This window comes from Aeromonas sp. HMWF014, from assembly GCF_963878295.1.
Classification (GTDB): Bacteria; Pseudomonadota; Gammaproteobacteria; order Enterobacterales; family Aeromonadaceae; genus Aeromonas; species Aeromonas popoffii.
The window spans coordinates 1-9,990 of the sequence record NZ_CAWNYS010000496.1; the positions used below are offsets into that span (position 1 = coordinate 1).

14 protein-coding genes and 1 pseudogene are annotated in these 9,990 nt (G+C 59.7%); all 15 read left to right on the plus strand.

The features are described from left to right. Positions 1–404 (plus strand): 4Fe-4S dicluster domain-containing protein (locus AAC083_RS19105; RefSeq protein WP_146181740.1); only part of this gene is annotated, 404 nt, incomplete at its 5' end. Further along, positions 404–859, plus strand: coding sequence for a nitrate reductase cytochrome c-type subunit (locus AAC083_RS19110; protein ID WP_108537435.1), 456 nt, complete (start codon positions 404–406; stop codon positions 857–859). The genes AAC083_RS19105 and AAC083_RS19110, both read left to right, overlap by 1 nt. An 11-nt stretch (positions 860–870) precedes the next feature. Further along, complete coding sequence (locus AAC083_RS19115) at positions 871–1,461, plus strand: cytochrome c3 family protein (protein WP_042034610.1); 591 nt, start codon at positions 871–873, stop codon at positions 1,459–1,461. Positions 1,462–1,711: 250 nt separating this feature from the next. Next, positions 1,712–2,218, plus strand: coding sequence for a molybdenum cofactor biosynthesis protein B (gene moaB, locus AAC083_RS19120; protein ID WP_108537436.1), 507 nt, complete (start codon positions 1,712–1,714; stop codon positions 2,216–2,218). 50 nt (positions 2,219–2,268) lie between these two features. Further along, a complete protein-coding gene (moaC, locus tag AAC083_RS19125; RefSeq protein ID WP_108537437.1) occupies positions 2,269–2,763 on the plus strand; it encodes a cyclic pyranopterin monophosphate synthase MoaC in 495 nt (164 codons plus the stop codon). Continuing rightward, positions 2,760–3,005 carry a molybdopterin synthase sulfur carrier subunit gene (gene moaD, locus AAC083_RS19130; RefSeq protein WP_108537438.1) on the plus strand — a complete coding sequence of 82 codons (246 nt, stop codon included), beginning with the start codon at positions 2,760–2,762 and terminating at the stop codon, positions 3,003–3,005. Before moaC ends, moaD begins: the two co-directional genes overlap by 4 nt. A 100-nt stretch (positions 3,006–3,105) precedes the next feature. Next, positions 3,106–3,579, plus strand: coding sequence for a molybdopterin synthase catalytic subunit MoaE (moaE, locus tag AAC083_RS19135; RefSeq protein WP_108537439.1), 474 nt, complete (start codon positions 3,106–3,108; stop codon positions 3,577–3,579). A gap of 87 nt (positions 3,580–3,666) precedes the next feature. After that, a complete protein-coding gene (gene modA, locus AAC083_RS19140; RefSeq protein WP_108537440.1) occupies positions 3,667–4,395 on the plus strand; it encodes a molybdate ABC transporter substrate-binding protein in 729 nt (242 codons plus the stop codon). Between the two features lie 223 nt (positions 4,396–4,618). Beyond that, positions 4,619–5,299 carry a molybdate ABC transporter permease subunit gene (gene modB / locus AAC083_RS19145; protein ID WP_108537441.1) on the plus strand — a complete coding sequence of 227 codons (681 nt, stop codon included), beginning with the start codon at positions 4,619–4,621 and terminating at the stop codon, positions 5,297–5,299. Further along, complete coding sequence (modC, locus tag AAC083_RS19150; protein WP_108537442.1) at positions 5,296–6,381, plus strand: molybdenum ABC transporter ATP-binding protein; 1,086 nt, start codon at positions 5,296–5,298, stop codon at positions 6,379–6,381. The genes modB and modC overlap by 4 nt, the downstream gene beginning before the upstream one ends. 129 nt (positions 6,382–6,510) lie before the next feature. Beyond that, positions 6,511–7,287: an alpha/beta fold hydrolase gene (locus AAC083_RS19155; protein ID WP_181364823.1), complete on the plus strand. Its 777-nt coding sequence runs from the start codon at positions 6,511–6,513 to the stop codon at positions 7,285–7,287. A 103-nt stretch (positions 7,288–7,390) separates the two neighbouring features. Next, a complete protein-coding gene (gene parM, locus AAC083_RS19160; protein ID WP_249126425.1) occupies positions 7,391–8,434 on the plus strand; it encodes a plasmid segregation protein ParM domain-containing protein in 1,044 nt (347 codons plus the stop codon). Further along, positions 8,427–9,245 (plus strand): hypothetical protein, encoded by an 819-nt coding sequence (locus AAC083_RS19165; protein ID WP_258224773.1) that lies wholly within the window; start codon positions 8,427–8,429, stop codon positions 9,243–9,245. Before parM ends, AAC083_RS19165 begins: the two co-directional genes overlap by 8 nt. An 86-nt stretch (positions 9,246–9,331) precedes the next feature. Beyond that, positions 9,332–9,535, plus strand: coding sequence for a Bor family protein (locus AAC083_RS19170; RefSeq protein WP_258224774.1), 204 nt, complete (start codon positions 9,332–9,334; stop codon positions 9,533–9,535). 127 nt (positions 9,536–9,662) lie between these two features. After that, positions 9,663–9,952 (plus strand): annotated as a pseudogene (locus AAC083_RS19175) (transposase domain-containing protein); the annotation flags it as partial. Positions 9,953–9,990 lie beyond the last annotated feature (38 nt).

Genomic DNA, 9,990 nt, shown 5'->3' on the forward strand with positions numbered 1-9,990 from the left:
ATCCGGTCTCGCTTACCCTGCGCGGTCTGCTGTTTGGTATGGGGGCGGGCTGGGCCCTGCTGGCGGCGCTCTTCCTGTTCGACCTCTTTGTGGTGGAGCGGGGCTGGTGTGGTCATCTCTGTCCGGTAGGGGCCTTCTATGCGCTGATCAACCGGGTGGGGTTTATCAAGATTGCTGCCAAGGGGCGCGAGCGGTGTAGCAACTGCATGGATTGTTATGCGGTCTGTCCCGAGCGTCCCATTCTGCGCGGCCCCGTTCACGGTGCCAAGCGCGGTCACGGGCCCTTGATTGCGGCTCAGGAGTGTACCAATTGTGGCCGCTGCATCGATGTCTGCGCGGAACAAGTTTTTGAAATCACTGTAGGTTTTGCCGTCACGGCAGAAAAAACGTCGGAGAAAAAATAATGAAAAAGCTGATTGGAGCAATGCTGGCCTGCCTGATGGCGGGATCCTTGATGGCAGCCGCCCCCGAGATCACCAACAGTACCGGTGGGCTCAAGTCCGAGCGTGGCGCCACTGATCTGGTGACCGATGCCACTGCCGCGCCGCTGAAAAACTTTCGCAAGGATGGCGCTCCGTATGATCGCCAATACATGCACCAGCCACCGCTGATCCCCCACGACATCCGCAACTACGAGGTGGATACCAAGGTCAACAAGTGCCTGGCGTGCCACAGCTTTAAAAACGCCAGTGCCATGAAGGCCCCCAAGATCAGTCCGACTCACTTCGAGACCCGTGACGGCATGACCCTGGGTGACGTCTCGCCTCGTCGCTACTTCTGTCTGCAGTGCCACGTGCCGCAAGCGGATGCCAAGCCGTTGGTGGAGAATACCTTTAAGCCAGTTGAAGCGCTGAACTGAGGAATCCATAGATGAAATTACCCGGTTTTATCCAGCGTCTGTGGACCACTTTCAAGTCACCGTCAAAGGCAGCCCTTTGGGTGCTGCTGATGATGGGCTTTTTTGGCGGCGTGATTTTCTGGGGCGGCTTCAACACCGCCATGGAAGCGTCCAATACCGAGGCGTTCTGTACCGGCTGTCACGAGATGAAGGACAACGTGTTCGAGGAGTACCGCGACACTATCCACTACGCCAACCGCTCCGGCGTGCGGGCCAGTTGCCCCGATTGCCATGTGCCCCACGAGTGGAGCTACAAAATCATCCGCAAGGTGCAGGCCTCCAAGGAGCTGTGGGGCATGCTGACCGGCAAGGTGGATACCCCCGAGAAGTTCGAGAGCCACCGCCGCGAGATGGCCGAGCGGGAGTGGAAGCGCATGAAGGACACGGATTCGAGGGAGTGTCGCAACTGTCACAACTTCGAGTACATGGACTTCTCCCTGCAAGGCAAGCGAGGGGCGCAGATGCACTCCACCAGTCTGGCCAGTGGCGAGAGCACCTGTATCGACTGTCACAAGGGCATAGCTCACAAGCTGCCTGACATGACAGGGGTGAAGGGCTTCTAGGGTAGCCAGATCCAGGCCGGGCTTGCCCGGCCTGTTCATATTGCAGCCAGCCTAACCAAAACGGCATTTGTGTGTCCTTTTAATCCCCCCTCTGGCACGAGTTTTGGTAGAATCGGGCCGCCGTGAGTCGCAGCGAGTGACCATGTGGCAAGGACCATGCCTGCGCAGGTATGGATCCCCCCAAATCAAGCGCTGCACACCAGGATCCGTCTTCTCTTTGCTCACGGTCCTTTGTTATCAGGAGCTGCCCATGGGACAGAACATGACCGCATTCATTCCCCTCAAGATCGCCGTGTTGACGGTCTCCGACAGTCGTACCAGCGCCAATGACAGCGCGGGCGACTATCTGGTCGCGGCCGTGACCGACGCCGGTCACCAGCTGGCCGATCGGGCACTGCTCGCCGACAACCTCTATCAAGTTCGCTCTCGGGTCAGCCAGTGGATCGCCGATGAGGGTATCCAGGTGGTGCTGGTCAATGGCGGCACGGGGTTTACCGATCAGAACTGGGTACCGGAGGCGGTCGGCGTCTTGTTTGACCGCACCGTCAAGGGCTTTGGCGAGCTGTTCCGTCAGCTCTCGTTTGCCGAGATCGACGGCTCGGCCATGCAGAGCCGTGCCTTGGCCGGGCTCGCCAACCGCACCCTGGTCTGCTGTCTGCCCGGTTCTCCCAGCGCCTGCCAGCTGGGCTGGGAGCAGCTGATCCGGGATCAACTCGATGCCCGTACCCAGCCCTGCAACTTCGTGACCCATCTCTGAGTTCACGAGCCATTGATCCCGGTACTATTTCAGCCTTCAAGGGGAGCGTGATGAACCTGACCCATCTCAACCAAAGCGGCGAAGCCCATATGGTGGACGTGACCGACAAGCAGGTCACCGAACGTGAGGCCCGCGCCGAGGCCTTCGTCGCCATGGCACCTGAAACCCTAGCGCTGATCCTGAGCGGTCAGCACCACAAAGGGGACGTGTTCGCCACCGCCCGCATCGCCGGCATCATGGCGGCCAAGAAAACGGCGGATCTTATCCCCCTTTGCCATCCGCTGGCCTTGACCAAGGTGGAGGTGGAGATAGTGCCCTTGCCCGAACAGCATCGGGTTCATATCCGTACCCTCTGCAAACTTTCCGGCAAGACAGGGGTGGAGATGGAGGCGCTGACCGCGGCCTCGGTGGCGGCGTTGACCATCTACGACATGTGCAAGGCGGTGCAAAAAGACATGGTGATCGAGCAGGTGCGACTGGTGGAGAAAAAGGGCGGCAAGTCCGGTCATTTCCAACTGGGGTCAAATAGCGGGGAGCAATCATGATCAAGGTACTGTTTTTTGCGCAAGTAAGAGAGCTGGTGGCCTGTGATGAGCTCTGCCTGCCGTGCGACTACGCCACCGCCGAGCAGCTGCGCTGCGACTTAAGTGAGCGCGGCGACAAGTGGGCACTGGCCCTTGAGGCGGGCAAACTGCTGGTGGCGGTCAACCAGACGCTGGTGCCCCTCGATACGCCTATCAATGATGGCGATGAGGTTGCCTTCTTCCCACCGGTGACCGGAGGCTGAGAATGAATGAGATAATGACCGTGGATCGTACCACTGAGCTGTGCGATGGCGATGAAGTGGCCTTCTTCCCTTTCCCTCCAGTAACGACCGGAGGTTAAAGATGAGCGACGTAACCATCACAGATCGCATTCTGGTGCAGCGGGAAGATTTCTCGCTGGCGGACGAATATGCCCGTCTCGCCACCCGCCCAGACAGTGGCGCCATCGTCACCTTCGTTGGCAAGGTGCGCGACTTCAATCAGGGGGAGGCGGTGAAGGGGCTGGCACTCGAGCACTACCCCGGCATGACCGAGAAGGCGCTGGTCGATATCGTGCAGGAGGCCCGCGAGCGCTGGCCGCTGCAGGAGTGCACCCTGATCCACCGCATCGGCGAGCTGTGGCTTGGCGATCAGATTGTGCTGGTGGCGGTGAGCAGTGCCCACCGCGATGCGGCGTTTGATGCCTGTCACTTCATCATGGATTTCTTGAAAACCCGGGCACCGTTCTGGAAAAAAGAGCTGACCGCCGAGGGCGTGCAACGCTGGGTCGAGGCCAAGGAGAGTGACAACACGGCCGCCGACCGCTGGAAAGTGTGACCTGTACATCGTGAGGGGCAGGTTCAACGGGAACCTTGGCCCCTTTTTCGGGCCAGGTGAGACCAGACCCACATAAGGAGGAAGGGAATGAAACCGCTGTTATCTGTTGTCATGGCAGGTGTCTGTGCGATGGCGCTGCACACCACTGCCGTGCAGGCTGATGAGGTGAAGGTGGCCGTGGCCGCCAACTTCAAGGGCACCATGGAGCGCATTGGCAAGGAGTTCACTGCCAAGACCGGCCACACGCTGGCCATCTCTTCCGCCGCCACCGGGGTGCTCTACACCCAGATTAGCCACGGCGCGCCGTTCGATCTCTTCCTCTCCGCCGATGTGGCCACCCCCGAGAAGCTGGAAAAAGCGGGCAAGGGCAGCGATCGTTTCACCTACGCCATTGGTCAGCTGGGGCTGTGGCAGAAGGGTGGCCCGGCCCCTGACGAGGCGACACTGCGCAACTGGAAAGGCAACCTCGCCATCGCCAATGCCCGCACCGCCCCTTATGGCGCCGCCGCCATGGCGACCCTGGCGAGCCTCAAGATCGATCCCAAGCAGTACCGGCTGCTGACCGGCGCCAACATCGGCCAGACCTGGCAATTTGTCGACACCGGCAACGCCGAGCTGGGTTTCGTGGCCTGGGCCAACCTGGTGGACGCCGGTAAAACCGGCGAGGCCTGGGCTGTGCCGGACACACTCTATCCGGCCATCGAACAGCAGGGGCTGGTGCTGAAGAAGGGGGCCGCCGTCGAGGCGCTGGTCGCCTGGCTCAAGGGGCCGGCTCAGGCGCAGATCAAGGCCGCTGGCTATGCCCTGCCCCAATGAGGGTATGAGCCTGATGCGCAGCCATGAGTGGTCGGCCTTAGGGTCGACCACTCTTTGCAATGAGGATGCACACCATGCCGTTGGCTGATTTCAACCGGGAGCGTGGCGATGAGTATTGAAAGAGATCTGCTGGCAATGACTTGTCTAACTCGGGATCCGCTCTACCGGGAGTGCGGCTCATTCGCAGTGTCTGGTGCTGGACCTGGCGTTGGGAGTGAGTCCGATGAGTGAAGGGGATCTGCTGGCCATCTGGCTCACCCTGAAGCTGGCGGCCAGTACCACCGGCATTCTCTTGCTGTTGTCGCCGCCGCTGGCCTGGTGGCTGTCGCGCAGTCAGAACCGGCTGCGCCCCTTGGTGGAGGCGCTGGTGGCGTTGCCGCTGGTGTTGCCCCCCACTGTGCTGGGGTTTTATCTGCTGCTCGCCTTCTCCCCTGAATATGGCTTCGGCGCCTGGTGGCGGGACACCTTCGGCGCCCCGCTCGCCTTCAGCTTTTTCGGCTTGCTGCTGGCCTCCATCCTCTATTCGCTGCCGTTTGTGGTACAACCGCTCACTTCTGCCTTCGTCAACATGGGCAATAAGGAGCTGGAGGCTGCATCCACGTTGGGGCTCGGGCCGCTCGAGCGCTTTTTTCAGATCATTTTGCCTATGACCCTGCCCAGCTTTGTGATGGCGGCGGCGCTTGGCTTTGCCCACACCCTGGGGGAGTTTGGTGTGGTGCTGATGATTGGCGGCAATATCCCGGGGGAAACCCAGGTGCTCTCCATCGCCCTGTTTGATCATGTGGAGGCGATGGATTACCAAAACGCCCATATTCTGGCGGGCGGCCTGATGGGTTTCTCGCTGGTGATGCTGGTACTGGTCTACGGGGTGTTGCAGCGCAGGCAGCGGAGACTGTTCGGATGAACCAGACAGCCACTATGGCGCAGGGCAATTCCCTGAACCTCACGACCCGGCGCGCGTTCGGCCCCTTTACCCTCGATTGTGCACTGACGCTCGAGCTGGGGGGGATTATCGGTCTGTTTGGCCCCTCTGGCTGCGGCAAGAGTACCCTGCTGCGCATCATCGCCGGGCTCGATCGCCAAAGCGGGGATCGCATGCGCTGGCGCGGGCGGGAGTGCGCAGCGCTGCTACCCGAAGCGCGCCGTATCGGGCTGGTGTTTCAGGATTCGCGGCTCTTCCCTCATCTGACGGTGCTCGGCAATCTGCAACTGGCGGCCCGCAAGGGGCGAGGGGGCTGGCAACCCGAAGTGCTGGCCGCGCGGCTCGGCTTTGCCGATCTGTTGGGGCAGCCAGCCCATGGCCTCTCCGGTGGGCAACGTCAGCGGGTAGCGCTGGCTCGGGCCCTGCTGGCGGAGCCCGATCTGCTGCTGCTCGATGAGCCCTTCTCTGCGCTGGACAGGCGTAGCCGCATCCATCAGGCCCATGTGCTCAAGGGATTGCAGCAGGAGAGTGGTATGCCGATGATCTTCGTCAGCCACGCCATGGAGGAGGTGAGTTTGCTTTGCGATCAGCTGGTGCTGCTGGCGGGGGGCCGGGTGGAGGCGCAGGGGCGGCCGAGCGAGATCTTCGCCCGCACCGATCTCTCGCTCGCCAGTCGCGACGATGCCGGGGTGATGCTGGATGCCACTTTGGCCCACTACGATGACGATGAGCAGATGGCGACCCTGCTGCTCGGCGAGCAGCGTCTGCGGGTCACCATGACCCATGTGCCGGACGAGAGCGGCCCCTTGCAGATCAAGGTGGCGGGGCGAGACGTGGTGATCGCCACCGCCCCCATCGAGCACTCCAGCCTCTCCAACTGCCTCGTCACGCGCTTGCTTGCGGTGCACGAGGTGCGCCCCGGCCAGACCCTGTTGCAGTTGGCGCTGGGTGAGCAGATACTGCTGGCCCGGATCACCAGCCGCTCTGCCAAGCACCTGGCGTTGGCACCCGAGCAGCAGATATACGCCTATATCAAGGCGGTCAGTCTGGTCAGCGAGGGTTGAGTCTGCGTCGTTCTGATACATTGTGGTGCGACATGCCCGGCGGGTGCCGGGGTATGCCCGCAAGCGGGTTGGTTACAATCGGGATAAACAAGGCATGGTTCAGACGATGAGTCGAGAGGCAATGAGCTGATGCGTCGCAATCAGGTGATGAAATCCAACGGTCTTGCCCTGCGCAGTGCGGGGGAGGGCCCCTTGTTGTTGCTGTTGCACGGGCTGGGCTCCTCCAGTCTCGACTGGCAGGCGCAGATCGAACGTTTTTCCGATCATTACCGGGTGGTGGCCCTTGACCTGCGCGGCCACGGCCAGAGCATGCAGGAGGGGCCATTCGACGTGGCCACTCTGGCCGCCGACGTGGTGAACTGGCTCGATGAGCAGCCGGAGCCTGCCTGGGTGGTGGGCTTGTCGCTGGGAGCCATGGTGGCGTTGGAGTTGGCCTTGCAACTTCCTCACAAGGTGCGAGGTCTGGTACTGGTCAACGGCGTCAGCGAGTTTCTGCTGGAAACGCCGAAGGAGCAGGAGCGTTACGCCCAGCGCCTCAAGTGGCTGCGCTGGTTTGGCATGCGCCCGCTTGCCTGGTGGCTCGGTCGCGAGCTCTTCCCGGGCCCGGATCTCGCCCGGGTGCGCCACACCTTCCGGCTGCGCTTCGTGCGCAACCGGAAGCGGGTCTACAAGGCGCTGCTCGACGCCTTGCCCGGCTGGTCGGTGCGCGCCCGGCTCGGCGCTATCTGGCAGCCGGTGGCCATCATCTCCACCAGTCACGACTACCTGCCGCTCGCCAAGCGAGTAGAGCAGTTTGCCGCCCTGCCCAACGCCACCATCCACACCCCCAACGGCCACCACGCCTGGCCGGCAGAAGATCCCTCAGGGTTCAATCATTTGCTTCACCGGATTTTAGAAACACATTAAACTTGTCGTCCTTTAACCCGTGTACGTGTTGGACCGATTGCCTTGGCAATGGCATAAGGCAAAGCAATCGGACCCATTTTGCTCTATTAACAGGTGTTTCCTCATGTCTGAAGTAATTAAAATGGCCATCGATGATGGTTCAACCAATGTCAAGGTGAGCTGGATTGAGAACAAGGTGCTCAAAACCATCATCTCTCCCAATTCCTTTCGCAAGGATTGGAAGAGCGCCGCATTGCGCAAGGACAAGAAGATCTACAACTACGAGATAGGCAATACCAAGTACACCTACGACGCTACGTCGGACAAGTCACTGGCGACTACCCATGTGGAATACCAGTACGACGATCTCAATCTGCTGTCCGTTCATCATGCTTTGCTACAGACCCGCGTCATCCCCTGTGATGTGGCGATTACCGTGACCCTACCGATCACCGAGTTTTACAACCCGGACGATTGCCAGCGAAACGAAGAAAAAATCGAGAAAAAACGCCGCAACCTGATGCGCGCCATCTCCCTTAACAAGGGAGAACTGTTCAATATCATTAGCGTCGAAGTGATGCCGGAGAGTCTGCCTGCTGCGCTCTCCCGCCTGATTGGCTCTGGCTGTAACGAGTTCACCAAGACACTGGTGATCGACTGCGGTGGCACCACACTGGACATGGGCATCATCGTCGGCGAGTTTGATGATGTCTCCGATGTCTATGGCAACAATGAGATTGGTGTCTCCATGGTGACCGATGCCACTCGCAAGGCGCTGGCGGCGGCAGACAGTGATTCCAGCTATCTGGTGGCCAACGAGTTTATCAAGCGCCGTCACGACATGAGCTTCGTGCGTGATGTGGTCAACGACGAGAGCCAGATCCCCAAGATCCTTGAGAAGATGCAAAACAAGATCGACGAACTGGGTACCCAGGTCGCTCATGAGGCGAAGAAGTTTGCCAAGAACCCGAACCGGGTCTATCTGGTGGGCGGGGGTGCCTCGCTGATTTATGAAGCGATCAAGGCTGCTTATCCGACGCTGGGAGACAGAGTCGAGCTGCTGGACGATGCACAATCTGCACTGGCTCGCGAAATTTGCCTCTACACCACGGAAGAAGACGAAGTCTATCGCGAGGCTGCCGTGATGGCCGAGGTTGGCGATGAGTAGTCAACTCAAGCGCATGACCTTCTCCATCTACATGGATCCGGGTGCGCTGGAGTCTGATCGCTATGCGGTCGGGGTGTTGCAAAACTGGTATCAACGTGCCCGTAAGATCCAGGATGGCGCCGAGGAGTTTGACTTCTCCAAGAGCCGTTTTCACAAGGATATCTACCTTTCCGGCATGTTCATGTATGTGCTGGCGCCCAATCTGAGCAAGGCCATTGCCAACGCACTGGGGCCGGAACAGGTGAGCCTGACCACATTGCGTCACGCCTTTGCCAGTTGTGGTTTTAACCTGGGAGAGGGGAGCTCGGCTGCGCCACCCGCCGCCGACGTCATGATCGATCAGATAGTGGCACGGTTGGTTCCCCAGTTGGGACAGGGAGATAACGCCTCGTTGGTGGATGAAATCGTTCATCGCCTTGGGCAGCAATCTTCCACCCCCGCTCAGGATAATCTGGTGGATGAGATCGTGAGTCGCTTGGGCGAGCAGCAGCCCACCGAGTTGTGGGATGAGCTCAGGCACGGGTTGCCAACTGCGCTGGATCATGAGCAACTGGCCGAAGCCATCGCAGGCAAACTGCCGACAGCGGCTGTTGAGCAGGATCTGGCACCGCTCCAGAGTAGTATCCAGCTGCTCTCCCGTCAGCTTGAAGAGCAATTCAGACTCATTCGCGAGCAGCATCGATTGATCCAGCGACTGGCCAGCACACCCGGCCGTCAGGTTACGATGGCGGGTGAGGCAGAGCCTCTGATCGAGGACCTCTCGAGCCAGGTTGCCAACATGAAGAAGGTCAAGGCCAAGGGTATTTTCTAAGATCCCCACCTCGCTCAAGATGCCTTTATCGTCAGGATCAAACACATGAGCCAATATGGATGGCATGGTGCAGCCTGGCTGCTGCAGTGAAACCCATCAAAGAAGTGACCCCTCATTTCTTCATTTCCGGTTTGGGTCAGAGCAAAATCATCGATGCGGCCGCCGTCTGCCATAGCGCAGATAAAGTGGTCCGTGTCGAAGTACAGCACGCCTTCCTCAATGGCTTGTTGGGTACGGTCACCTCCGGTGTTTATACCCTGCGTGAGGTTCGCGCTTACTGCGTGGGCTGATTACCCGTTGTATGCATCATGTAAACAGCCGACCCTGTGGGATCTAATATCGATCAGTGAAGAGGCCATTGGCCCCTCCTTCTTATGTGTGAAAATCCGAAACCTGTTGATTAGTTTCGGATTTTTTATGCGTATTACACAGGCTCTCGACTTTTTCCATGCCAGCCATAGTGCCAACTTTGAGTCACTCTCCAACCTCATTCCCCCGAGATCACTACTACCTGGCTCAGTGAGGAGGGCGTCATTACCCTGCACCGACGCCGCATGTCCATGGCTCGCCTGGTCTGGACCATCATCGGCATGGCCATCCTCCGTAACGTCCCCATGACCCAGTTGGTCAATCAACCCGATATCCTGTTGCCCGGTGACCGCCCCTTTGCCGCCCCTAGCGCCTTTCTGCAAGCTCGCCAAAAGCTCTGAGACAAAAGCATAAGGTCGTGGGGATACGGCAGGAG

Excerpts from the sequence above, each read along its gene's own strand:
- AAC083_RS19110 (WP_108537435.1), top strand. The coding sequence starts at position 404 with ATGAAAAAGCTGATTGGAGCAATGCTGGCCTGCCTGATGGCGGGATCC.
- AAC083_RS19115 (WP_042034610.1), top strand. The coding sequence starts at position 871 with ATGAAATTACCCGGTTTTATCCAGCGTCTGTGGACCACTTTCAAGTCA.
- moaB (WP_108537436.1), top strand. The coding sequence starts at position 1,712 with ATGGGACAGAACATGACCGCATTCATTCCCCTCAAGATCGCCGTGTTG.
- moaC (WP_108537437.1), top strand. The coding sequence starts at position 2,269 with ATGAACCTGACCCATCTCAACCAAAGCGGCGAAGCCCATATGGTGGAC.
- moaD (WP_108537438.1), top strand. The coding sequence starts at position 2,760 with ATGATCAAGGTACTGTTTTTTGCGCAAGTAAGAGAGCTGGTGGCCTGT.
- moaE (WP_108537439.1), top strand. The coding sequence starts at position 3,106 with ATGAGCGACGTAACCATCACAGATCGCATTCTGGTGCAGCGGGAAGAT.
- modA (WP_108537440.1), top strand. The coding sequence starts at position 3,667 with ATGAAACCGCTGTTATCTGTTGTCATGGCAGGTGTCTGTGCGATGGCG.
- modB (WP_108537441.1), top strand. The coding sequence starts at position 4,619 with ATGAGTGAAGGGGATCTGCTGGCCATCTGGCTCACCCTGAAGCTGGCG.
- modC (WP_108537442.1), top strand. The coding sequence starts at position 5,296 with ATGAACCAGACAGCCACTATGGCGCAGGGCAATTCCCTGAACCTCACG.
- AAC083_RS19155 (WP_181364823.1), top strand. The coding sequence starts at position 6,511 with ATGCGTCGCAATCAGGTGATGAAATCCAACGGTCTTGCCCTGCGCAGT.
- parM (WP_249126425.1), top strand. The coding sequence starts at position 7,391 with ATGTCTGAAGTAATTAAAATGGCCATCGATGATGGTTCAACCAATGTC.
- AAC083_RS19165 (WP_258224773.1), top strand. The coding sequence starts at position 8,427 with ATGAGTAGTCAACTCAAGCGCATGACCTTCTCCATCTACATGGATCCG.